Annotated in this window: 18 protein-coding genes; 10 read left to right on the top strand and 8 right to left on the bottom strand. The window is 71.3% G+C overall.

Annotated elements, in window-relative coordinates:
- Positions 1 to 19 precede the first annotated feature (19 nt).
- Genes ABB22_RS06560 through ABB22_RS18400 form a run of 4 tightly spaced genes read left to right on the top strand, consistent with a single transcriptional unit; the run spans position 20 to position 5,950 of the window.
- Positions 20 to 922 (top strand): DUF58 domain-containing protein, encoded by a 903-nt coding sequence (locus tag ABB22_RS06560; protein ID WP_055772737.1) that lies wholly within the window; start codon positions 20 to 22, stop codon positions 920 to 922.
- Positions 919 to 2,064 (top strand): BatA domain-containing protein, encoded by a 1,146-nt coding sequence (locus ABB22_RS06555; RefSeq protein WP_055772734.1) that lies wholly within the window; start codon positions 919 to 921, stop codon positions 2,062 to 2,064. Before ABB22_RS06560 ends, ABB22_RS06555 begins: the two co-directional genes overlap by 4 nt.
- Entirely contained in the window at positions 2,061 to 4,205 is a 2,145-nt protein-coding gene (locus ABB22_RS06550) for a hypothetical protein (RefSeq protein WP_055772729.1), read from the top strand. The genes ABB22_RS06555 and ABB22_RS06550 overlap by 4 nt, the downstream gene beginning before the upstream one ends.
- Positions 4,202 to 5,950 carry a hypothetical protein gene (locus tag ABB22_RS18400; RefSeq protein WP_055772728.1) on the top strand — a complete coding sequence of 583 codons (1,749 nt, stop codon included), beginning with the start codon at positions 4,202 to 4,204 and terminating at the stop codon, positions 5,948 to 5,950. Before ABB22_RS06550 ends, ABB22_RS18400 begins: the two co-directional genes overlap by 4 nt.
- Here ABB22_RS18400 and ABB22_RS06540 read toward each other — a convergent pair.
- From ABB22_RS06540 to ABB22_RS06530, 3 genes are all read right to left on the bottom strand, one after another.
- The gene (locus ABB22_RS06540) at positions 5,929 to 6,567 is read right to left on the bottom strand and encodes a PIN domain-containing protein (RefSeq protein ID WP_055772725.1); all 639 of its coding nucleotides are present in this window, start codon (positions 6,565 to 6,567) and stop codon (positions 5,929 to 5,931) included. The genes ABB22_RS18400 and ABB22_RS06540 overlap by 22 nt on opposite strands.
- A 135-nt stretch (positions 6,568 to 6,702) precedes the next feature.
- A complete protein-coding gene (locus tag ABB22_RS06535) occupies positions 6,703 to 7,872 on the bottom strand; it encodes an alpha/beta hydrolase (protein WP_055772721.1) in 1,170 nt (389 codons plus the stop codon).
- A 49-nt stretch (positions 7,873 to 7,921) separates the two neighbouring features.
- On the bottom strand, positions 7,922 to 10,804 hold the full coding sequence (locus ABB22_RS06530; protein ID WP_235504361.1) for a TonB-dependent receptor domain-containing protein: 2,883 nt from the start codon (positions 10,802 to 10,804) through the stop codon (positions 7,922 to 7,924).
- A gap of 424 nt (positions 10,805 to 11,228) precedes the next feature.
- On the opposite strand from ABB22_RS06530, the gene ABB22_RS06525 reads away from it, so the two are divergent.
- Positions 11,229 to 11,951, top strand: coding sequence for a GntR family transcriptional regulator (locus ABB22_RS06525; RefSeq protein WP_055772715.1), 723 nt, complete (start codon positions 11,229 to 11,231; stop codon positions 11,949 to 11,951).
- 61 nt (positions 11,952 to 12,012) lie between these two features.
- Here ABB22_RS06525 and ABB22_RS06520 read toward each other — a convergent pair whose 3' ends face one another.
- The 5 genes from ABB22_RS06520 to ABB22_RS06500 form a co-directional block, all read right to left on the bottom strand.
- The gene (locus ABB22_RS06520; RefSeq protein WP_055772712.1) at positions 12,013 to 12,651 is read right to left on the bottom strand and encodes a ChuX/HutX family heme-like substrate-binding protein; all 639 of its coding nucleotides are present in this window, start codon (positions 12,649 to 12,651) and stop codon (positions 12,013 to 12,015) included.
- A gap of 45 nt (positions 12,652 to 12,696) precedes the next feature.
- Positions 12,697 to 13,380 (bottom strand): class II aldolase/adducin family protein, encoded by a 684-nt coding sequence (locus tag ABB22_RS06515; RefSeq protein ID WP_055772709.1) that lies wholly within the window; start codon positions 13,378 to 13,380, stop codon positions 12,697 to 12,699.
- The gene (locus ABB22_RS06510; protein ID WP_055772705.1) at positions 13,377 to 14,234 is read right to left on the bottom strand and encodes a VOC family protein; all 858 of its coding nucleotides are present in this window, start codon (positions 14,232 to 14,234) and stop codon (positions 13,377 to 13,379) included. Before ABB22_RS06510 ends, ABB22_RS06515 begins: the two co-directional genes overlap by 4 nt.
- Positions 14,231 to 15,133, bottom strand: a complete 903-nt coding sequence (locus tag ABB22_RS06505) for a VOC family protein (RefSeq protein ID WP_055772702.1) — start codon at positions 15,131 to 15,133, stop codon at positions 14,231 to 14,233. Before ABB22_RS06505 ends, ABB22_RS06510 begins: the two co-directional genes overlap by 4 nt.
- Positions 15,134 to 15,199: 66 nt before the next feature.
- Entirely contained in the window at positions 15,200 to 16,354 is a 1,155-nt protein-coding gene (locus ABB22_RS06500; RefSeq protein WP_055772699.1) for an amidohydrolase, read from the bottom strand.
- A gap of 237 nt (positions 16,355 to 16,591) precedes the next feature.
- Here ABB22_RS06500 and ABB22_RS06495 point away from each other — a divergent pair, with 237 nt between their 5' ends.
- The 5 genes from ABB22_RS06495 to ABB22_RS06475 all read left to right on the top strand — a co-directional run.
- Positions 16,592 to 18,079: a 2-hydroxymuconic semialdehyde dehydrogenase gene (locus tag ABB22_RS06495; protein ID WP_055772696.1), complete on the top strand. Its 1,488-nt coding sequence runs from the start codon at positions 16,592 to 16,594 to the stop codon at positions 18,077 to 18,079.
- Complete coding sequence (locus ABB22_RS06490; protein WP_055772693.1) at positions 18,060 to 18,875, top strand: 2-keto-4-pentenoate hydratase; 816 nt, start codon at positions 18,060 to 18,062, stop codon at positions 18,873 to 18,875. The genes ABB22_RS06495 and ABB22_RS06490 overlap by 20 nt, the downstream gene beginning before the upstream one ends.
- A gap of 4 nt (positions 18,876 to 18,879) precedes the next feature.
- Positions 18,880 to 19,833, top strand: coding sequence for an acetaldehyde dehydrogenase (acetylating) (locus ABB22_RS06485; protein ID WP_055772690.1), 954 nt, complete (start codon positions 18,880 to 18,882; stop codon positions 19,831 to 19,833).
- The gene (gene dmpG, locus ABB22_RS06480; protein WP_055772687.1) at positions 19,830 to 20,861 is read left to right on the top strand and encodes a 4-hydroxy-2-oxovalerate aldolase; all 1,032 of its coding nucleotides are present in this window, start codon (positions 19,830 to 19,832) and stop codon (positions 20,859 to 20,861) included. Before ABB22_RS06485 ends, dmpG begins: the two co-directional genes overlap by 4 nt.
- A partial coding sequence (locus tag ABB22_RS06475; protein ID WP_425477788.1) for a hypothetical protein occupies positions 20,858 to 21,120 on the top strand: 263 nt, incomplete at its 3' end. The genes dmpG and ABB22_RS06475, both read left to right, overlap by 4 nt.

Below are 21,120 nucleotides of genomic sequence, written 5' to 3'. Positions count from 1 at the left end.
CTCGTCCTCTGCATTCGCCTTGGCCGCCACCGCGCCACCGCTGATTCCCGCCGACGTGCGCAGCCGCCTGCGCGGCCTGCGGCTGTTGCCGCAACGGGCCAGCGGCAGCCGCGGCATCGGCATGCACGCCAGCCGCAGCCGCGGTGCCGGGCTGGAGTTCGCGCAGTACCGCGCCTATGAGCCCGGCGACGAACTGCGCCAGATCGACTGGAAGCTCTACGCGCGTTCGGACCGCTTCTTCGTGCGTGAGTCCGAGCGCGAAAGCCCGCTCACGGTGTGGCTGCTGCTCGACACCACCGCCTCGATGGCCCAGGCCGACCAGGCGCGGCGCGACTGGACCCGCCTGCAGGCGGCCAGCGCCCTGGCCGCCTGCGTGGCCGAACTGGCGCTGCAGCAGGGCGATGCCTTCGGCCTGGCTGCCATCGGCGGCGACGGCGTGCAACTGGTGCCCGCCGGCCATGGCCTGCGCCAGCGCGACCGCCTGCACCTGCAGCTGCACGCCCTGCGCGCGCAGGGCCAGTGGCCGGCACAGGAGCGGCTGGCGCCGGTGTGGGAACGCATCGCCGGCAACGACCTGGTGGTGATGATCGGCGATGGCTTCGACGAAGCCGCCATCGCCCTGGCCGAGCGCCTGGCCAAGGCCGGCCGCGATGTCGTGCACCTGCAGCTGCTGACCGCCGAGGAGCGCGACTTCCCGTTCCGCGACGGCCACCGCTTCCGCGACCCGGAAACCGGCGAGGAACTGCTCAGCGACGGCGCGACGGTACGCGCCGGGTACCTGGCCCGTTTCGCCGAGGCGCGACGCACGCTGGATGCGCGCCTGCAGGCCGCCGGCATCCGCCACGAGACCGGGTTCCTCGACGAAGCCATCGACGCGCCGCTGCAACGGCTGTCCGCGCGCCATGGAGGCCGCGGCGCATGAGCCTGGTGTGGCTTTTCCCGGCAGGCCTGGCCGCGCTGGCGGCGTTGCTGCTGCCGTTGCTGATCCATCTGGCGCGGCGCGACGAGCAGCGGCTGATCGACTTCGCGGCGCTGCGCTGGCTGGCGGCCAGGCCACGGCCGCGCCGGCGCATCCGCTTCGACGAATGGCCGCTGCTGCTGGTGCGGCTGCTGCTGCTCGCACTGCTGGCGGTGCTGCTGGCACGGCCGGCGCTGGAAGGCGTCGAGGACGACACGCCGCGCATCGCCGTCGCCCCCGGCGTGGACCTTGCCGCTGTACGCGCGATTGTCGATGCGGACAAGTCGCGATGGCTGTGGCTGGCACCGGGCTTTCCGGCGTTGGATGCGCCAGCCGCTCCCTTGCCCCCGCAACCGCTCGCCAGCCTGCTGCGCGAATTGGATGCAGCGCTGCCGCCCAAGGCACCGCTCACCGTGGTCGTGCCAACGGCGCTGGATGGGCTGGATGCGCAGCGGCCGCAGCTGTCGCGCGTGGTGCGCTGGCAGGTGATCGAAACCGCATCGCCGGCAGCCACTGCCACCCTGCCAGCCGCGCCACGCCTGCACATTCGTCATGACGAAACCGGCGCCGCCGCGCTGCCATGGTTGCGCGCGGTCGGTCAGGCGTGGAACACGCCGGTGGACATTGCCGACGACAACGATGCCTTCGCCGATGACGGCGACGTGCGCGTCTGGCTCTCGGCCAAACCGGTTCCCGATGCCTTGCAGGCGTGGGCGCGCGAAGGCGGCCGGCTGCTGGTCGATGCCCGCGCGCCCTTGCCCGATACCGCGCAGCGCCTGCCGCTGTGGCGCGACGACGGTGGCGCACCGGTGATCGAACAGGTGGATGGCCCGCACGCGCATTGGCTGCGCTGGGCCGCGCCGCTGCAGCCGGCGACGATGCCTGTCCTGCTGGATGCCGGCTTTCCGCAGCGCCTGCGCGGACTGCTGCAGGCGCCACCGGCTCCCACCCGCGCGCTGGCCACGGCGATGCGGCCGGACGCCGGCGCCGCCGCATGGCCGCAGCCGGCGTACGAACCCGTGCCGTGGCTGGCCGCCGCCATCGCCCTGCTGTTCCTGCTGGAGCGCTGGCTGGCCAGCGCGCGCCGGCGCCGGGGGCAGGCATGAACCCGCAGGCATTGCTGCGCGTCGCGCGTCGCCGGGTACTGCTGATCGTACTGGCCGGCGGCGTGCCGCTCGCGCTGGCGACCGGCCTGCTTGCCCTGCGCGCTGCCGGCTTCGATGCGGGCAGCGTGGCACTCACGCTCGCCCTGCTCGCCGTCGCCGCCTTCGCCACCTGGCGCGCGCGGCGGCTGGATGCGCGCTGGCTGGTCGCGCGCCTAGACGCGCAGCCGCGTTTCGAGGACAGCGCCGACCTGCTGTTCGCCGCGCCGGAATCGCTGAACCCGCTGCAGCAGCGCCAACGCGCGCGCATCGACCAGCGCCTGCACGCGACACCGCCCGACCTGCGTCCGCGCTGGCCGTGGCCGCGCCTGCTCGCCTGCTTCGGCATTGCGTTGCTGATCTCCACCGCCGCCGTGCTGTGGCCGCGCGATGCGGGAATGGCTGCCACGGATGTCCGCGATGGAGGCGCCGTACATTCCGCGGTGACGCCGCCGCCCGCCTTGCGCGGCACCCGTCTCGAAGTGACGCCGCCGGCCTACACCGGCCAACCGCCGAGCGCCGGCGAGAAGCTCGACGCGCGCGCCCTGCAGGGCAGCCATCTGCGCTGGCAGCTGCGGTTCGCGCCGCAGCCGCGGCAGGCATGGCTGCAATTCCACGATGGCCGCCGCCTGCCGTTGCAGCCTGTCGGCGACCGCTGGCAGGCCGAGGAACCCCTGCAGCGCTCCGGCCTGTACCGCATCGTCACCGAGCCCGCGCTGGCCGACGCCGGACGCGCATGGCGGCTGGAAGTGGTGCCGGACCGTCCGCCGCAGGTGAAGGTGATCGAACCGGTGCAGACGCTCACCCAGGCCGCGCCGCACCAGCGCCGCTGGACGCTGCGCTTCGAGGCCAGCGACGACTTCGGCGTCGCCGCCGGCGCGGTGCTGGAGCTCACCACCGCCAAGGGCAGCGGCGAGAACATCGATTTCCAGCAGCGCCGCGTGGAACTGGCCGGCAGCGGCCCGGCCACTTCACGCCGCTTCGCCCATGACGTCGATCTGGCCGCGCTGGGCGTCGGGCCGGGCGACGAAGTGGTCGCGCGCCTGAGCGTACGCGACAACCGCGCGCCGCAACCGCAGGAGGCGCGCAGCCCCAGCCTGATCCTGCGCCTGCCCAGCGAGCAGGAGGTGCAGACCAGCGACCTGGAAGGGGCGATCAAGAAGGTGATGCCGGCCTATTTCCGCAGCCAGCGCCAAATCATCATCGACGCCGAGGCATTGCTGAAGCAGCGCAGCGCGCTCGACGCCGACACCTTCATCAAGCGCGCGGACGCCATCGGCGTGGACCAGCGCATCCTGCGCCTGCGCTATGGCCAGTTCCTGGGCGAGGAAGCCGAAGGCGGTGCAAAACCGCCGCCGACCGGAGACGGCCCGCCCACCGCCGACGCGGCGGCCAGCGACCATGCGCACGACGATGGCCACGACCACGACCAGGATCACGCGGGCGGCGGCGACGCCACGGCGGCCTTCGGCAGCGCCACCGACGTGCTGTCCGAGTACGGCCACACCCACGACCATGCCGAGGCCGCGACCCTGCTCGATCCGCAGACCCGCGCCATCCTCAAGGCCGCGCTCGACCAGATGTGGCAATCCGAAGGCCACCTGCGCCAGGGCCACCCCGACAAGGCGCTGCCCTACGCCTACAAGGCGCTGGGGTTCATCAAGCAGGTGCAGCAGGCCGAGCGCGTCTACCTGGCGCGGGTCGGCCCCGAGCTGCCGCCGATCGACATGGCGCGGCGCATGGGCGGCAAGCGCGACGGGCTTGGCAATCGCAGCCTGCAACCGGCACCGCGCGAAAGTGGCGACGCCATACCGGTGAACGCCTGGCGGGCGCTGGCCACGGCGGATGCGGCGGTCGATCTGGACACGCTGTCGCGCTGGCTCGATGCGCATCCGCAGGCCGTGCCCGATCCGCTCGACATCGCCGCCGCCATCGATGAACTGCGCCAGCAACCCGATTGCCGCGCCTGCCGGCAGCGCCTGCGCGACCAATTGTGGCCGGCGCTGCCGCGCGCGCCGGGACCGCCGGCGCGGCGCGACGCCGCCGACACCATGGGCCGCCGCTACCTCGACGCCTTGACCGCACCGCAGGAGACCGCGCGATGAGCTGGCTGCCCCTCGCCCTCATTGCCCTGGCCGTGCTGCTCGGCAGCCTGCGCCTGTGCCTGGCGCCGCGCCCGCCGCTTGCGCGCCTGGGCCTGCTGCTGGCGCTGCAGCTGGCGGCGGCGCTGCTGCTCCGGCTGGCCCTGTTCCCGCCGCGGCATGCCGTGCCCGCCGATACGCTGCTGATCGCCACCGCCGGCACGACCGCAGCGGACATGGCGGCCATCCCGGCCGCCGTGCGGCTGCGCCTGCCGGAAGCACCGGCACTGACGGACGTGGACCGGGTACCGGATCTGGCCACCGCGCTGCGCCAGCATCCGGGCACGCGCGCACTCGTCGTCGTCGGCCAGGGCCTGCCGGCGCGCGACCGCGACGTCGCGCTGCCGCCGCTGCGCTTCCTGCCCGCCGCCGCACCGCACGGGCTGGTGGAACTGCAGGCGCCGCCGCCGCTCGCCGCAGGCGCGCGTTTCGAGGTCGGCACGCACGTGCAGGGCCTGCCGCAGGCGCGGGTGGAACTGCTGGACCCAGCCGGGCATCGCGTCGCTATCGCCACGCCCGGCGAGGATGGCCGCGTGCGTCTCGCCGCCAGCGCGCGCGATGCCGGCGATGTCGAATTCACCCTGCGCGCGCTCGACGCCGAGGGCAAGGTGCTCGACCAGCTGCCGGTGCCGGTGCGCGTGCAGGCGGTAGCGGCGCCCGCGCTGCGCCTGCTCGCTGGCGCACCCGGGCCGGAACTGAAGTACCTGCAGCGCTGGGCCGCCGATACCGGCGCGACCCTGCAGACCGGCATCAGCGTCGGCGGCGGCGTGCAGCTGGGCGACGCGCCGCAGGCCATCGACGCGGCCAGCCTCGCCAGGCTCGACCTGCTGCTGCTCGACGAACGCCGCCTGGCCGCGCTGTCGTCGGCGCAGCGCACGGCCATCGCCGCGGCCATGCGCGACGGTCTCGGCGTGCTGGTGCGCATGGGCGGGACGCTAGACGGCGATGCCCGCCGCGCCCTGCGCGAATGGGAGCTGGACGCGCGCGGCGGCGGGCAGACCGCCACGGTGCAGCTGCGCGATATCGATACCGGCGATGGCGGCGCGGCGGCGACGCTGGACGTCGAGCGCTTCGATCTGGCGTTCGCCGACACCGGCGTGGTGCCGCTGCTGCGCGCCGCCGACGGCGCCGCGATCGGCGGCTGGCGGGCCGTGGGCCGTGGGCGCATCGGCGTACTGCCGGTCGCCGACAGCTACACCCTGGTGCTCGCCGGCCATGCCGACGCCCACGCCGAACTGTGGAACCGCGTACTGGCGACGCTGGCGCGGCCGCTGCCGGCATCGCCGCTCGCCACGCTGCCTGCCTGGGCCTGGGCCGGCGAACGCACCGCGCTGTGCGGCCTGCCTGCCGGTACGCGGATCGAAGCGCCCGATCGCGGCACCACCACCCTGGTGGCCGATCCGCACGCGGGCAACTGCAGCGGCTGGTGGCCGCGGCAGGCCGGCTGGCACCGTGCCGTCGCCGGCGACTTCAGCGCCGGCGTGCGGGTGATCGACCCGGCCGACGCGCGCGCCCTGCATGCACAGGCCACGCGCGAGGCCACTTCAGCCTTGCGCGGCAGCAACGGAATTACCGCAGCATCCGCGCTGCCGGTACCCGGCCCGCGCTGGCCGTGGCTGCTGGGCTTCGTGCTGGCGGCGGCGCTGCTGTGGTGGCTGGAACGGCGGCCACGACCATCCGGCGGTGCTCATGCCCCGGGCAGTGCATAGGAAACGGCGGTACCCGATACCTTCACATAGCCCCGCTCGCGCAGCCCGGCGATGAGCCGCTGGACCTCGGCACGCGGCAGCTTCTTGCCGAACATGGAATCCATCGCGCTTTCCAGGGTCTTCACCCGCGTCGGCCGGGTCATGGCCGCAAGCCGCTGCAGGACAAGCTGCAGCCGCGCTTCCTGCTCCGGCGGTGGCGCGGCCGGCGCGAAGCACGGCATCCGCGTAATGGCGGTGGAGCGGCATGCAAGTATCCGGTTCTCCTTGAGGTGCCGGATCAGCGGATCGAAGCCGGTGTCGCCGGAGATGACATGGAAGAACCCCCGCGGATCGGCCTCTGCCAGGCGCCCCATGTACCAGGCGATATGGAAGTCGGCCGCGTTCGGGCCGTTGCCGGCGATCTTCACGTACTCGGCATGCCGCCCCATCCGCTGCAGCGCCGCAGCGATCTCGAACGGAATCTTCCCCTGATTGGCGCCGACGAACACGATCACCCGGAACTCCGGGCGTTCCAGCCGCGCCAGCGATTCGGGCTGCACGTTCTCGTAATCGATCAGCACATAGTTGATGCGTGCGGTCGAAGCTGATGCTTCGCCTGCACTTGCCTGCAGATCCATCGCCATCCCTGTTCGCGACCGCCGACAGGTACCGCTTAGACGCCTCGATGGACCCTGCTGCCGGGCGGGTGCCTGGAAAAACGACGCCCGCGCCCGGAGCGGGCGCGGGCGCGGGCGTCGCCGCGATCACGCGGCTCAGCGCGCCGGCGCGTTTACGTCATGCGGCCGGCTGCCCTGCTCGGCGTCCATCCGGTTGCGCTCTTCATGCAGGACCTGGCCCTGCTCCTTGCTCAGGCCGTCGTGCAGGGTGTCGCGCAGGCGGGTCAGCCAGGGGATGCGCTGGCGGTCGGGCAGCTGCCGTACCCACATGCGCAGGTCGTAGCGCTGTTCGGGCGTCATCTGCCAGTACGCGGCGGCCGTGGGCACCGGCGGCACTTCCATCTGCGGCATCAGCATGAACGACACCGCGCGGCTGATCGCCGCAGGGATGACCGTGCCGTGGTCCTCGCCGGCGATCTCGTCGAAGCGCGCATCCACGGGCGTGCGCTCCACCAGTGCCGCTGCCAGGGCGCGGCTGCTGTCCACCTGCGCCCGTTCCTTCTGCAGCAGCGCCAGCTTGGCGACATTCGGCCGCGAGTGCGCCAGCGGCGACAGCGCCTGCTCGTACTCGCCCGCGGTGAGCAGCAGCTTGAGCGGCGGCGATCCGGAGGGGCGCGTGGCCAGGGTATCGGCCAGTCGCCGGGCGATGTCGGCGCGGTCGAACCAGATCGACGGACTGGCCGCTGCGCGCACGGCGAAGGCATCGGGCTTGCGCAGCATCGAATGCAGCACGAACAGGCCGCCGAAGGAATGCCCGAACAGCGCCTGCCGGGCCGGGTCGACCGGCGCCAGTGCGGCGATGCGCGGCTTGAGCCGGCCCTCGATGAAGTCGAGGAAGGCATCGGCGCCGCCCGAAGCCGCGCTGATGCGCGGGTTGCCGCTGCCCGGCGGCGTCAGGTCCAGGGTGCGCGCGCTACCGATGTCCACGCCGTCGGGGTAGCCGATGCCGACCACCACCGTGGCCAGGTCGCGCGGCACGTCGGGGCGGCGCTCCATGGCGCGCACCGTCTCCAGCGCGGTGAGGAACATGGCGTTGCCGTCCAGCACGTAGAACACGCCGTAGCCGCCGCGCGGCGCCGGCTTGTCCGGCACCGACACGAAAATGCGGTAGTTGCGGCCATCGGCGGCGGCCAGGTCGAACTGCTGCGCGCCCTTGACCTGCAACGGCGTGGCGGCCGCTGCGGCGGGCTGGTCCGGTGCGGCCGCCGCCATCGCTGGCGCCAGGGCCAGGCCCAGTGCCAGCACCACGGATACTGCTTTCATCATCGATTCTCTCCCGGCCTGCCCGGCATGATGCCGGACAGGCCTGCGTTGCTCACCAGCGCTTGTCGAACGACAGCACCAGGCTGCGGCCCATCACCGTCGCGTTGGCTGGATCATAGGGGTCCGGCAGGGTATCGACGGCAGCGGTGGTACCGGTGTCGAAGAACGGCGGCGCACTGTTGGTGAGGTTGATGGCGGTGAAGTTCACCCGCGAGTCGCGGAACAGGCCGCCGATGTCGGACAGGTCGTAGCCCAGGTGGAAGTCGAAGGTCTTCCAGGCCTTGATCTTCACCGGCGCGGTCGCCGCCACCGGCATGCCCTGCGCATTGGGCAGGAAGCAGCCGGCCACGCACTGGTAGTCGTCCACGTAGTTCATCGTCAGCGATGCGTTGAGGTTGCCGTAGTACCACTTCACCCCGTGCATCGAGCGCAGCTTGACCGGACTGGAGCCGTCGGCGGCGCTGTACCTGGCGAGGCGGTCGACGTAGCCGGCGCCCGGCGTGGCCTCGATCTCGTAGGACTTGAGCAGGGTGCCGCGGTTGAAGAACTCCAGCGAACCGCCGTAGCGGGTGTCGAAGCCGTAGTCCAGATTGAAGTCGAAGCCGTCCATCCTCAGCGAGGCCAGGTTGAGCTGGGTGGCGTTGACGATCATCGCCACGTCCGCCGGCCCCATCACCGGGCCGGCACCGAGCTGGCCGAGGTAGCGCGGGTCGTTCTCCATGATCTGGCGCACGCGGTCCGCGCCCGGATTGATCTCAAGGCTGCCGATGTACGGGGTGGCGCCCTTGGTGAACAGGTCGTTGAGGATGCCGCCCAGCTGCCCGGCCTGGATGCGCACGATGCGGTCGTCGACCTTCAGGTTGAAGTAGCTCGCGCCGGCACGCAGGCCCGGCGCCCACTCCGGCTTCCAGTCGAAGCCCAGGGTCCAGGTCCTGGCCTCTTCCGGCTTCAGCGTCGGGCCGGCGCCGCCGGAGACGACGATCGCGTTGAAGGTGCAGCCGGCGGCGGTGTTGGACACGCCGTTGAGCGGGACCACGGTGGTATCGCAGGGCGCGCGGTACAGGTCCGCACGCAGGAACGCGCCATTGCCGCCGGTGATCGGCTGCACGCCGTCGTAGGCGTAGCGCATCGGCGGGGCATGGAACGAGGTGCCCCAGCTGGCGCGCAGGGTCAGTGCGTCGGTGGGCTTGAAGTCCAGGCCGACCTTCGGATTGAAGGTGGAGAAGTCGCCCATGCCGCTGCTGCGCTCGTAGCGGGCGGCCAGGGACAGGTCCAGCTTCTGCGCGAAGCGCGAGGCGTTGTCCTTGCCGATCAGCGGGAAGGCCAGTTCCGCGAACACCGCGCCCACGTCGCGCTCGGTGGTGCCGAAGACTTCGTGCTTGCCCGAGGTCGAGCGCCAGTTGAAGTCCAGTTCGCCACCGATGTTCTCGCGGCGGTAATCGATGCCCGCGGCCAGCTTGGCGATGCCGCCGGGCATCGCGAACAGGTCGCCATCGACCTTGAAACTGGCCTGCGCCAGCCACGAGGCGAAGTCGAGGTTCTCGTAGCCGATCAGCTGCGACAGCACCTGCGCGGACAGCGGCTCGGTGGTCCACGGGTTGAACGCGGCGTAGTTGAGCCCGGCGCAGTAGGCCAGCTGTGCCGGGGTGGCGTTGGCCGGCAGGCCCTGGCTGCACTGGATCGCAGTCGGCGCCTGCACCCTGCCGCCGGCAGGCGTGGGCAGGTAGTCGTAGATGTTGGCGTTGCGCTGCACGTCGGAGTTGCGGAACTGCTCGTCGCGGCTGTAGCTGAGCGTGGCTTCGCCGCGCCAGCTGCCGCCGAGGTCGAAGCCGGCGCCGATGGTCGCGGCGATGCTGTCCACCCCGACCTCGCGCTGCAGCGGGCGGTCGTCGATCAGCACGCCATAGTTGTTGGCCACGCCCGGGATCAGGTACGGATTGTTCGGGCCAAGGGTGCCGTACAGCGCCTGGTAGCCCTGGTTGTAGGTGCCGCGACGGCGGGTATAGCGCAGGTCGCCGTACAGGCCGACGGCGCCGACCTCATGCTCGAAGCCGACGAAGGCGCTGTGGCGCTGCATCTCCGGCAGGATGTCCACCTTGTCCCAGGCATCGTGGGTGTTGCCGACGCCATCGGTCACCGCGACCAGGCTGCCGCCGGAGATGCGCCGGGCCGGGGTGCCCCAGCCGTTGGCGGTGGGCGTGTTGAACTGGTTGGCCGCCGCACCGGCACGGGCGCCGGCACGGCGCCAGTTGACGCCGCCGCGGTCGCTGAAGTCGCTGCCGGAGCGGTAGATGCCCAGGTCGGTGGCGGCCAGCGCGTCCTGCCGGTCGTATTCGTAGCCGACGATCATGCCGCCGCCGTCCCAGTGCCTGCCCCAGGTCTGGCCGATCTGGACCTGGCTGTTGCCGCCCTCGGTGGCGTTGCCGAGGCGGACGGTGGTGCGGGCGCCGTCGTCGCTGCGCTTGAGGATGATGTTGACCACGCCGCCGACCGCGTCGGAGCCGTACACCGCCGAAGCGCCGTCGAGCAGGACCTCGATGTGGTCGACCGCATTGCTGGGGATGGTCGAGATGTCGACGAAATCCCCGTACTGGCCGGCGGCCGCGACGCGGCGGCCGTTGACCAGCACCAGCGTGGACAGGGCGCCCAGGCCGCGCAGGTTCACGCCCTGGCCGCCGGTCATGTTGGAGCCGGCGACGCTGCTGTCCGACCCCTGGATGTTGTCGCTCATGCCCACGCCGCCGGCGAAGTTGGCCGGCAGTTCGCGCAGGAAATCGCCCACCGTGGCCTTGCCGCTGGCCTGGATCTGCTCGGCGCCGATCACCATCACGGCGTTGCCCGCCGGCGTCGCGCCGCGGATGTTGGTGCCGGTGACGACCACCGTATCCAGTTGCACCGGTGCCTCCTGCGCCTGCAATGCGCCGGCGATGCACACCGCCAATATCGAAAATCCGCTGGCCAGAACCCGCTGTTGCCCTGCTCGACTGCTCATCATTCCCCCGCAATTCACTGTGGCTGACGGATGGACGCCCACGCTGCCCGGCATGTCGCCGGCAGTGGCCGTTCCCGGGCCCGGGCCGATGCCCCATCCACGTTCCGAAGGCCGGCGCTGGCGCCGGAGTGCACCCGGATCACAGCAAGAGCGCGTCGAGGTGTCAACGAAAATTACGATATTTTTTCTTCCATCATGCGATTGATTGACAACAACGCACGACAACCCCCAATCGAAATGTTTAAAAACAATCACTTATTTCCGTCACGGAAATTTAGCGAAATTCCCGTTGTCGAAATTAATCCGGGGAATGCTGCATCACAGCAGAGAAATTTGATTTTCGAAATTCCCGCCCCACACTGTACGCATGAAGACCACCGCCTCCGCCCCGGCCGCCGCCCGTACCCTGGCCAAACGCGCCTACCAGCGCCTGCGCCGCGACATCGTCCACGGCCAGTGGCCGCCGGGCGGCAAGCTCAAGCTCGAGGCCCTGGTCCAGCATTACGAGATCGGCATGTCGCCGCTGCGCGAGGCGCTGGCGCGGCTGGTCGGCGACCAGCTGGTGAAGACCGAGGACCAGCGCGGTTTCTGGGTGTCGCCGCTGTCGCTGGAGGAACTGGACGACATCTCGCGGGTGCGCAACCTGATCGAGACCGAGGCGCTGCGGCTGTCGATCGAGCGCGGCGACGAAGCCTGGGAAGCGCGCGTGCGCGAGACCTACGACGCCCTCAATGAGGTCGAGGGCGAAGTGCTGGGCCGCGGCGAAGCCGCTCCGCAGGAGCTGCTCGACGCCTGGGAAGACCGCAACCGCCAGTTCCACTATGCGCTGGTGTCCGCCTGCGATTCGCCGTGGCTGATCAAGCTGCAGGAACTGCTCTACCACCAGGCCGAACGCTACCGGCGGGTGTCGCTGAGCGCCTCGCGCGGCAAGCGCTTCGTGCAGGACGAGCACCAGGCGATCTTCGAGGCGACCCTGGAACGCAACGCGCTGCGCGCCTGCCGCCTTACCCACGACCACCTGATGCGCACCTACGACGAGGTGCGCAAGACCGTGGCGGCGCTGGACGCCGGGCAGAAAGACGCTTCGTGACCGGCGCTGCCGCACGCCGCGGCCAGGTGCCTCCACGCCCGCCGGGCGCGGAGGCAGGATCTCAGCCGGCCGCGCAGATCCGCGGCTGCGCGCGCAGCAGTTCGCGGGTGCGCTCGAAGCCCGCCACCGCCTTGGGATCGAAATCCTTCACGCCCTCGGACACGTACAGGCCGACGATCAGCGCGCCCTGCTTGTCGTAAAAGCCGAGGATGCGGGTGAACTTGTCCGCTTCCTTGGTGGGGATCTGCAACGCCCAGATCTGGTCCACTTCCTGCGGCGTGATGTGCCCGTGCACGCCCGCGCCGCCATCGGCGTACATGTCGTACCAGATCGGCGTGGTGGTCGACTGGGTCTGCGGCACCTTGCTGGGGAAGTTCCAGACATGCATGCCGCCGGAGGTGAACACGATGCCGATGCGGGTATCGGCGCCCCAGGCGTCGACCGATTTCCAGACTTCGTCGAACAGCAGGCGGTTGGAACGCACGCCGTAGGCCTGGGCCGGCTCCAGCGCACTGACCACGCGCGTCTCCTCCATCCGGAACAGGCGCGCCACTGCGGGCGGCGGTGCGCCGGGGCGGGTCTGGGCGTAGTAGTGGCGGATCACCTTGGCATCATCGGCCGAGGCGCAGGTGTCGGCGGCCGCGGCATGGCCGGCCAGGCCGAGCGCCGCCAACAGCGACGCGTTCAGCAGGATCTTCATCGGTCTTTCTTCCGTCTTCGGGTGGCAATGGAAGCGGGCGGCGGCTCAGTCCAGCTCGGCGTCGCCCGCGGTGAGGTAGTCCCACATGCGCTCGAGCAGGCGGCCGTTCCAGGTCGCGCGGACCGCGGACTGCTCCTCGCTCAGGCAGGTCGGCAGGGTGTGCGCGGCGGCGGACAGGCAGTCCAGTTCCACGCGCGCGGCGTCTTCCAGGTACCAGGCCAGCACCACCGCCGCCTGCAGCGACTGCCCGGCGGTCACCGCGCCATTGCCGCGCATGACGATGGCGCGCGCGTCGCCGAGCTGTTCGGCCAGGCGCCGCGCCTGCACGTCCGAGCGCAGCAGCAGCGGGTCGTCCCACAGCGGCGGCTGCGGGTGGAAATAGGCGCCGAAACCATGCCGGGCCAGCGGCGTGCGGCCGAGCACGCTCAGGCTCATCAGCTTCGGCGGCTGGATCCGCGCCACGCCACCGACGTCGGGGCGGCGGCGGTAGATCTCGCGGTGGATGCGCACTTCCGGCAGCACGCCCTCGGGCAGCTCGCCCTCCAGCGGCACCACCGTGCAGCGCTCGCCCGGCCGTACCAGCCCCAGCGGCCGCGACGGCGCCACCAGGAACGAAGCGGCGTCGATGCGTGCGCTGCAGTGGCCATAGGCATGCACCAGCCCGGCGCGGCCCAGCGCGCGAGCGGCCACGCGCACGCTGCGCGCCAGCGCCTCCAGCTGCGCGCTCACTTGCGGAACTCCCGGATCTGCGGCTCGGCGCCCCACATGCAGAAGCCCGGCGGCGCGAACTCGAACTGGCGTTCGCGGTACAGCAGTTCGTCGGCGATGCTGCTCACGCCCGAGGAATATTCGTAGACCATGCCGTCGGGCCCTTCGAAGTACAGGAAGCGCGCGCCCGAAGTCGGATGGCGGCCGGGCCCGAACACCACCGGGATGCCCTGGCTGCGCAGATGGTGCAGCGAGCGCTGCACGTCGTCGGCGCTGGCCACCTGGTGGTTGATGTGCTGGATGCCGGCGCGGTTGGTCGGGAACAGCGCGATCTTGTGGTGGACCTCGTCGATGCGCAGCAGCGGCGCATCGCCGATGCGGTCGCTGACCCGCGCATTGCACACGGAAGTCCAGAACGCCTCGTCGCGCACCGCGTCGGTGGTGCACAGCCCGATGTGGCTGAAGCCGGTGATGCCGGCATCGCGCGCGCCGTGGTAGCGGCGCGAGGACATCTGCGGCCGCCACACCAGCTCGATGCGGTTGCCGGTGGGGTCGCGGAAGGCGATGAAGTCGCGCACCTTGCGCTGCTGCGCCTCGCCGGCGGTGCCGCGGTGCACCGGATGCCCCAGCCGCTCGAGCTCGGCGCCCGCCGCGTCCAGTTCGGCGCGCGTGTCCACCTCGAAGGCGACGACCTGGTCGGCCGGGTCGCCCTCGAAATAACACAGGGTGTGCTCGCGCTGGTCGGACTTGAAGTACGCCGCGCCATGGCCGCGCTCGGCCACTTCCAGGCCGAGGATGGCCGTGGCGTAGCGCGTGGCACCTTCCAGGTCGCGGGTTCCCAGGCGCACGTAGCTCACGTCGCGCAGCTGGATCATGCGCTGGGCACTCCGCGCAGCGCCGGGCGCGGCGATACCGCGTCGGCCGCCAGCTCGGCGATGGCGCAGTCGCTGCCCCAGGCGCAGTGCGAATCGGCGCGCATCGCGAACTGGCGCGGGCGCCGCGGCGATGCGGCGGCGATGCGCTCGCCCTCGGCGACGAAGCTGTAGTACACCGCGTCGGGACCGGCGAAGGTGACGAACGCCTGCGCGGATGCGGGGCGGCGGCCGGGGCCGTGCGCGATGGCCTGCGGCAGTCCGCGCAGGCGGTGGTACTGCTGCATCACCTGGTCCAGCCCCTGCACCTCGAACTCGACCGCCAGCACGCCGGCGGCCGCGGCCGGGAACAACGCCAGCCGGTGGTGCGCCGCATCCATGCCCAGGTAGGACGCATCGCCGATCCAGTCGCGGACCTGCAGGCCGAACAGGTCGACCAGCAGCGCCTCGTCGGCGGCCGCGTCGGTGCTGCGCAGCGCCAGCGCCGCCAGCCCGGCCACGCCGCTGTCGCGCGCGGGGAAGAAACGCCAGCCCTGGTTCTGCGGGCGCACCACCAGTTCCAGGCACAGGCCGCCGGGCGTGGTGAACGCGGCCAGCACGCGCACGTTGCGCCGTGCGGCCAGCGCCGCATCGCGCTGCGCCGGGATGCCGCGCGCCTGCAGCGCCTGCAGCGCGGCCTGCAGCGCCGCTTCGTCGCGCAGTTCCAGGCCGACCGCATGGCGGCGCGGCGACGCGCTGGAATAGACCAGGCTGTACTGGCGCTCGTCGGAACGGAACGCCTGCTCGCCGTTGCCGGCCGGCAGCGCCTGCAGCCCCAGTTCGGTGCCGGCGAAATGCGCGGCCGCGTCCAGGTCGCGGGTTCCAAGGACGACGTAACGCAGTTGCTCGACGACGATCGACATGACGCGGTACCTCAATGGATGCGGGGGGCCGTGGGAAGGAACGTTGCGCCGGCGCGGCGCCCGGGCTCAGCCCAGGCGGCGGCGCACGATCCGCTCGAATACCGCCGCGGCCACCGGCAGCAGCTGGTCGTCGAACCGGAACGTCGGGTGGTGGCACATGGCGCTGTCCATGCCCAGGAACAGGTAGGCGCCGGGCCACTGTTCCAGCATGTAGGAAAAATCGTCCGAGAACGGATAGGCGCGCATGTCGGTCCTGACGTTGTCCGCGCCCAGCACGTCGCCCAGCGCCTGCGCCGCCAGCGCGGCCTGTTCCGGCGCGTTGACGCAGGGCGGGCAGGAGTGCGGGATGCGCAGGTCGATGCTGCAGCCGGAGATCTGCGCATACCCCTCGCACAGTGCGCGCAGGCGCTTGAGCAGCTCCTCGTGCACCTCGCGCGACAGCGAGCGGATGGTGCCGCTGAGCGAGGCGGAGGACGGGATGATGTTGTGGGTGGTGCCGGCCTGCAGGCTGCCCACATTGATCAGCGCCGCTTCCATCGGGTCGATGTGGCGGCCGACGATGGCGCTGATCTCCACCGCCAGGCGCGCGGCGACCTGCAGCGGGTCGTTGGCGCGGTGCGGTGCGGCGGCATGGCCGCCGACGCCCTCGATCGCGATCTCGAACACCGCCAGCGACTGCAGCGTGGCGCCGGTGCGCACGCTGGCCTGGCCGCCGGGCAGCGCCGGCATGTTGTGGAAGGCGTAGACCTCATCGCACGGCCAGCGCTCGAACAGGCCGTCCTCGACCATCTTGATGGCGCCGCGCCCGCCTTCCTCGGCCGGCTGGAAGATCAGCACCACGCGGCCGCTGGCCGGCGGGTTCGCCACCAGGTGCTCGGCGGTGCCGAGCAGCGCGGCGGTATGGCCGTCATGGCCGCAGGTGTGGGCCACGCCCGGGCGCTGCGAGCGGTACGGCAGCTCGTTTTGTTCGTCCATGGGCAGGGCGTCCATGTCGGCGCGCAGGCCGATGGACATCCCCGGCTTGCCGGAGTCGATCACCGCCACCACGCCGGTGCCGCCCAGGCCGGTTTGCACGTCCAGCCCGAGGCCGCGCAGCACCTCGGCCACCAGTGCCGAGGTGCGCTCTTCCTCGAAGCCCAGCTCGGGCCAGGCATGGATGCGCTGGCGCCAGTCGGCCATGCGCGGTGCCAGGGCGAGGACGGAATCAGGAACGGCGGCCATCAGGGTGCATCTCCGGAACGTGGGCGTGGGACCGATCAAAGCAGAGTCGCCCCTCGCTTGTCAAATTTAATTTCGATATTTTGCAGACATCTCGAAATTTGTCTGGCATGATCGCCGCACCAAGCCAATCCAATAAACATTGATGTTTGGCTGAAATACGGCAGATATCCGGCCCCCGAAGCACCACGAGGAAACGGAATAAATTTCGTAATTTATGGATTCGACCACGGAAACCGCATGAACATCACTGCAGCGCAAGCGCCCGCCTCCTCTGTCATCACGCACTACATCGCAGGCCGCCCGGTCACTTCCAGCCGGCCTCCGTTCGCCAATGTCGATCCCGCCACCGGCCAGGTCGTGGGCCACGTCCACGAGGCCGATGCCGGCATCGTGGACATGGCGGTGCGCGCGGCGCGCGATGCCCTGCACGGCCCCTGGGGCCGGCTCACCGACGGCGAGCGCGCGGCGATCCTGCGCCGGCTGGCCGACGGCATCCGCGCCCGCTTCGACGAGTTCGTCGCCGCCGAAGTACGCGATACCGGCAAACCGTACAGCCTGGCCAGCCACCTGGACATCCCGCGTGGAGCGGCCAACTTCGACGTGTTCGCCGACCAGCTGGCGCACGGCGCCACCGAGGCGTTCCGCTCGCCCACGCCCGACGGCGGCATCGCGCTCAACTACGGCCTGCGCACCCCGCGCGGGGTGATCGCGGTGATCTGCCCGTGGAACCTGCCGCTGCTGCTGATGACCTGGAAGGTGGCCCCGGCGCTGGCCTTCGGCAACACCGTGGTGGTCAAGCCGTCGGAGGAAACCCCCAGCACGACCACCCTGCTGGCCGAGGTGATGAACGATGCCGGCGTGCCGCCGGGCGTGTTCAACGTGGTCCACGGCTTCGGCCCGGACAGCGCCGGCCAGTACCTGACCGAACACCCCGACGTGAACGGCATCACCTTCACCGGCGAAACCCGCACCGGCACGGCGATCATGAAGGCCGCCGCGGTGGGCGTGCGCCCGGTCTCCTTCGAACTGGGCGGCAAGAACGCGGCCGTGGTCTTCGCCGACTGCGACCTGGACGCGGCCATCGCCGGCACCACCCGCTCGGCCTTCCTCAACAGCGGCCAGGTCTGCCTGGGCACCGAACGCATCTATGTCGAACGGCCGATCTTCGACACCTTCGTCGCGCGCCTGAAGCAGGCGGCCGAGGCGCTGCGCCCGGGCGATCCGAACGCCGGGGACACCACGTTCGGCCCGCTGATCAGCAAGGCGCACCGCGACAAGGTGCTGTCCTACTACGCCCGCGCGCGCAACGAGGGCGCCAGCATCGTCACCGGCGGCGGCGTGCCGTCGCTGCCGGCGCCGCTGTCCGGCGGCTGGTGGGTGGAACCGACCATCTGGACCGGCCTGCCGGCCGATTCGGCGGTGCTGACCGAGGAGATCTTCGGGCCGTGCTGCCACATCGCCCCGTTCGACCGCGAGGACGAAGCCATCGCCGCGGCCAACGACAGCCCCTACGGGCTGGCCACTTCGATCTGGACCGGCGACCTGTCGCGCGCCCACCGCGTGGCCGCCGCCATCGAGGTCGGCGTGGCCTGGGTCAACTGCTGGTTCCTGCGCGACCTGCGCACCGCCTTCGGCGGCGCCAAGCAGTCGGGCATCGGCCGCGAAGGCGGCGTCCACGGGCTGGAGTTCTACACGGAGCTGCGCAATGTCTGCATCAAGCTTTGAAGCGCTGGCCGGCACCGCGCCGGTGCGCGAGGCCGCGCGCCTACTGGGCGAGGCCGCACGCAGTGGAACGGCCTGCGAGCCGGTCGCGCCGCTGCTCGGATCCGGCGGCATCGACGCCGCCTACGCGGTCCAGCACCTGCTCACCGAGCAGGCGCTGGCCAACGGCCGCCGTCTGTCCGGGCGCAAGATCGGCCTGACCTCGGTGGCGGTGCAGCAGCAGCTGGGCGTGGACCAGCCCGACTACGGCATGCTGTTCGACGACATGGCCTATGGCGACGGCGAGGAGATCCCGCTCGGCCGCCTGATCCAGCCCAAGGTCGAGGCCGAGATCGCCTTCGTGCTCGATCGCGACCTGGACGCCGAACGGCCGACGCTGGGGCATGTATTGGGGGCCATCGGCTACGCGCTGCCGGCCATCGAGGTGGTCGACAGCCGCGTGCGCGACTGGAAGATCAGCATCCTCGACACCATCGCCGACAACGCCTCCTCCGGCGTCTACGTGCTCGGCGGCACGCCCCGCAAGATCGACGCGCTGGACCTGCGCCTGTGCGGCATGAGCCTGGAACAGCGCGGCGAACCGGTCTCGCTGGGCTGCGGCGCGGCCTGCCTGGGCAATCCGCTCAACGCGGTGGTGTGGCTGGCGCGCACCGCCGCGCGCATCGGCCGGCCGCTGCGCGCCGGCGACACCGTGCTGTCCGGGGCGCTGGGGCCGATGGCCGTGGCGCGCCCGGGCGATGTCTTCGAAGCCCGCATCTCCGGCCTGGGCCGGGTCGCGGCCGCCTTCCGTGGAGAGTAAGCCCATGAGCAAGCACAACGTCGCGGTGATCGGTTCGGGCAACATCGGCACCGACCTGATGATCAAGATCCTGCGCCACGGCCGCCACCTGCAGATGGCGGCGATGGTCGGCGTGGACCCGCAGTCGGACGGCCTGGCGCGCGCGCGCCGGCTCGGCGTGGCGACCACCCACGACGGCATCGAAGGCCTGCGCGCGATGCCGGAATACGCCGGCATCGACATCGTGTTCGACGCCACCTCGGCCGGCGCCCACGTCGGCCACGACCGCCTGCTGCGCGCCGACGGCAAGCGCGTGATCGACCTGACCCCGGCCGCGGTCGGCCCCTACGTGGTGCCGGCGGTCAACCTGGACCAGCACCTGGCCGCGGGCAACGTCAACATGGTCACCTGCGGCGGCCAGGCCACCATCCCGGTGGTGGCCGCGGTCGCGCGCGTGGCGCCGGTGCGCTACGCCGAGATCGTCGCCTCGATCGCCAGCAAGTCGGCCGGCCCCGGCACCCGCGCCAACATCGACGAGTTCACCGAGACCACCTCGCGTGCGCTGGAAACCGTCGGCGGCGCGCAGCGCGGCAAGGCCATCATCGTGCTCAACCCGGCCGAGCCGCCGCTGATCATGCGCGACACCGTGTACTGCCTGACCGAAGGCGGCGACCCGGCCGCGATCGCCGCGTCCATCGAGGCCATGGTCGCCACCGTGGCCGGCTACGTGCCCGGTTACCGGCTCAAGCAGCAGGTGCAGTTCGAAGCCCTGGACGCCGCCGCGTGCGCGGCCATCCTCGGCCGCGCCGACGCCGCGCCGGGGCTGAAGGTGTCGGTGTTCCTCGAGGTCGAAGGCGCCGGCCACTATCTGCCGGCCTATGCCGGCAACCTGGACATCATGACCTCCGCGGCGCTGGCCGCGGCCGAACGCATGGTCGAGGTTTCCCTGGAAACCGCCACCGAGGAGGACGCGCGATGAACCGGCTCTACATCCAGGACGTGACCCTGCGCGATGGCATGCACGCCATCCGCCACCAGTACGGGCTGGAACACACCCGCGCCATCGCCGCCGCGCTGGACCGCGCCGGCGTGGCCGCCATCGAGGTCGCGCACGGCGACGGCCTGGCCGGCTCCAGCTTCAACTATGGCTTCGGCCGCCATTCGGACCTGGAATGGATCGCCGCGGTACGCGAGAGCGTGCAGCAGGCGAAGCTGACCACCCTGCTGCTGCCCGGCATCGGCACCGTGCACGACCTGCGCGAAGCGGTGGCCGCCGGGGTGCGCTCGGTGCGCGTGGCCACCCACTGCACCGAGGCCGACGTCGCCCGCCAGCACATCGAGGAGGCGCGCCGGCTGGAGATCGACGTGGCCGGCTTCCTGATGATGAGCCACATGACCTCGCCGGCCGAGCTGGCCGCGCAGGCGCTGAAGATGGAGAGCTACGGCGCGTACTGCGTGTACGTGACCGACTCCGGCGGCGCGCTGACCATGGACGATACCCGCGACCGCGTGCGCGCGCTGCGCGACGCGCTGCGCCCGGAGACCCAGATCGGCATCCACGCCCACCACAACCTGTCGCTGGGCGTGGCCAATTCCATCGTCGCGGTGGAGAACGGCGTGACCCGCGTGGACGCCTCGCTGGCCGGGATGGGCGCCGGCGCCGGCAACGCGCCGCTGGAAGTGTTCATCGCCGCGGTCGAGCGCATGGGCTGGGAGCACGGCTGCGACCTGTACGCGCTGATGGATGCGGCCGACGACCTGGTGCGGCCGCTGCAGGACCGCCCGGTAAGGGTGGACCGCGAAACCCTGAGCCTGGGCTATGCCGGCGTCTATTCCAGCTTCCTGCGCCACGCCGAGAAGGCCGCCGCCGACCACGGCCTGGACGTGCGCTCGATCCTGGTCGAGCTGGGGCGCCGGCGCATGGTCGGCGGACAGGAAGACATGATCGTCGACGTCGCGCTGGACCTGCTGGCGCGCAACCGCACTACCGAGGGACAGACCGCATGACCGCCATCGACATCGAGGCACTGGCCGGGCGCCTGGACGACGCCGCCCGCCACGCCACCGCCACCCCGCAGCTGGAACAGGCCATCAGCCTGGAACAGGCCTATGCGATCCAGCGCCTGAGCATCGAACGCCGGCTGCGCCGCGGCGAGCGCCGCATCGGCATCAAGATGGGCTTCACCAGCCGCGCCAAGATGGTGCAGATGGGCGTATCGGACATGATCTGGGGCCGGCTCACCTCTGCGATGCTGGTGGACGACGG

The organism is Stenotrophomonas nitritireducens (assembly GCF_001431425.1).
Classification (GTDB): domain Bacteria; phylum Pseudomonadota; class Gammaproteobacteria; order Xanthomonadales; family Xanthomonadaceae; genus Stenotrophomonas; species Stenotrophomonas nitritireducens.
This window is presented reverse-complemented; position numbering and strand designations above follow the sequence as displayed.

What these genes read in the sequence shown, in the direction of transcription:
- ABB22_RS06555 (WP_055772734.1), top strand. Translation starts at nt 919, where the DNA reads ATGAGCCTGGTGTGGCTTTTCCCGGCAGGCCTGGCCGCGCTGGCGGCG.
- ABB22_RS06550 (WP_055772729.1), top strand. Translation starts at nt 2,061, where the DNA reads ATGAACCCGCAGGCATTGCTGCGCGTCGCGCGTCGCCGGGTACTGCTG.
- ABB22_RS18400 (WP_055772728.1), top strand. Translation starts at nt 4,202, where the DNA reads ATGAGCTGGCTGCCCCTCGCCCTCATTGCCCTGGCCGTGCTGCTCGGC.
- ABB22_RS06540 (WP_055772725.1), bottom strand. Translation starts at nt 6,567, where the DNA reads ATGGATCTGCAGGCAAGTGCAGGCGAAGCATCAGCTTCGACCGCACGC.
- ABB22_RS06535 (WP_055772721.1), bottom strand. Translation starts at nt 7,872, where the DNA reads ATGATGAAAGCAGTATCCGTGGTGCTGGCACTGGGCCTGGCCCTGGCG.
- ABB22_RS06525 (WP_055772715.1), top strand. Translation starts at nt 11,229, where the DNA reads ATGAAGACCACCGCCTCCGCCCCGGCCGCCGCCCGTACCCTGGCCAAA.
- ABB22_RS06520 (WP_055772712.1), bottom strand. Translation starts at nt 12,651, where the DNA reads ATGAAGATCCTGCTGAACGCGTCGCTGTTGGCGGCGCTCGGCCTGGCC.
- ABB22_RS06510 (WP_055772705.1), bottom strand. Translation starts at nt 14,234, where the DNA reads ATGATCCAGCTGCGCGACGTGAGCTACGTGCGCCTGGGAACCCGCGAC.
- ABB22_RS06505 (WP_055772702.1), bottom strand. Translation starts at nt 15,133, where the DNA reads ATGTCGATCGTCGTCGAGCAACTGCGTTACGTCGTCCTTGGAACCCGC.
- ABB22_RS06500 (WP_055772699.1), bottom strand. Translation starts at nt 16,354, where the DNA reads ATGGCCGCCGTTCCTGATTCCGTCCTCGCCCTGGCACCGCGCATGGCC.
- ABB22_RS06495 (WP_055772696.1), top strand. Translation starts at nt 16,592, where the DNA reads ATGAACATCACTGCAGCGCAAGCGCCCGCCTCCTCTGTCATCACGCAC.
- ABB22_RS06490 (WP_055772693.1), top strand. Translation starts at nt 18,060, where the DNA reads ATGTCTGCATCAAGCTTTGAAGCGCTGGCCGGCACCGCGCCGGTGCGC.
- ABB22_RS06485 (WP_055772690.1), top strand. Translation starts at nt 18,880, where the DNA reads ATGAGCAAGCACAACGTCGCGGTGATCGGTTCGGGCAACATCGGCACC.
- dmpG (WP_055772687.1), top strand. Translation starts at nt 19,830, where the DNA reads ATGAACCGGCTCTACATCCAGGACGTGACCCTGCGCGATGGCATGCAC.